We start from the raw sequence: 934 nt of genomic DNA, 5'->3' as shown, positions 1-934 counted from the left end.
ACGCTGATCGGCACGCTGATCGGCGCGTCCATCATCGTGTTCCTCGTTCTGGAAATTCTCCCGGGCAACGCCGCGCAGATGCTCATGGGTCCCGACGCCTCGCCCGAAGCCGTCGCCGCCCTGGCCACCAAGCTCGGCCTCGACCAGCCCGCGTGGACGCGCTACTGGCACTGGATCGGCGGCTTGCTGACCGGCCACCTCGGCGACAGCTACGCCTACAGCTCGCCCGTGCTCGACCTGATCCTCGAACGCCTCGCGCTCACCGTGCCGCTGGCCATGATGGCGATGGCCCTGACCGTCGTGATCGCGCTGCTGGTGGGCGTGACGGCCGCCGCGCGCCACAACAAGCTCGGCGACGTCGGCCTCATGGGCATGGCTCAGGTCGGCATCGCGATTCCGAACTTCTGGTTCGCCATCCTGCTGATCCTCGTGTTCTCGGTGCAACTGCAGTGGTTCTCCGCCGGGGGCTTCGAGGGCTGGGGCGAAGGCATCTTCGCGGGCATCAAGTCGCTGCTGCTGCCTGCGCTGTCGCTGGCGGTGGTGCAGGCCGCGATCCTCGCGCGCATCACGCGTTCGGCGGTGCTGGAGGTGATGCGGGAAGACTTCGTTCGCACCGCGCGTGCCAAGGGTGTGTCGCAACGAGCCGTGCTGTGGACCCACGTGCTGCGCAACGCCATGATCCCGGTCATCACGGTCATGGGCATGCAGTTCTCCGAGCTGCTGGCCGGCACCATCGTGGTGGAGAACGTGTTCTATCTGCCGGGCCTGGGCCGCCTCATCTTCCAGGCCATCAGCAACCGCGACCTGATCGTGGTGCGCAACTGCGTGATGCTGCTGGCGGCCATGGTGGTGATCGTGAACTTCGTGGTCGACGTGCTGTATGCCGTGATCGACCCGCGCATCAAGGCCAGCGACATATGAGCTCCGTCATCAC

The 934-nt window shown here is 66.3% G+C and carries 1 protein-coding gene; it reads left to right on the top strand.

The genetic code is table 11. From position 1 onward, the window contains the following. The coding region (locus tag PMI12_RS26185) for an ABC transporter permease (RefSeq protein WP_007838776.1) at window positions 1-921 on the top strand (921 nt) is incomplete at its 5' end. Window positions 922-934: the final 13 nt, after the last annotated feature.

This window comes from Variovorax sp. CF313 (genome assembly GCF_000282635.1).
Taxonomy (GTDB): Bacteria; Pseudomonadota; Gammaproteobacteria; order Burkholderiales; family Burkholderiaceae_C; genus Variovorax.
Note: the sequence above shows the minus strand (reverse complement) of the source record. Positions and strands in the feature narration are given on the sequence as shown.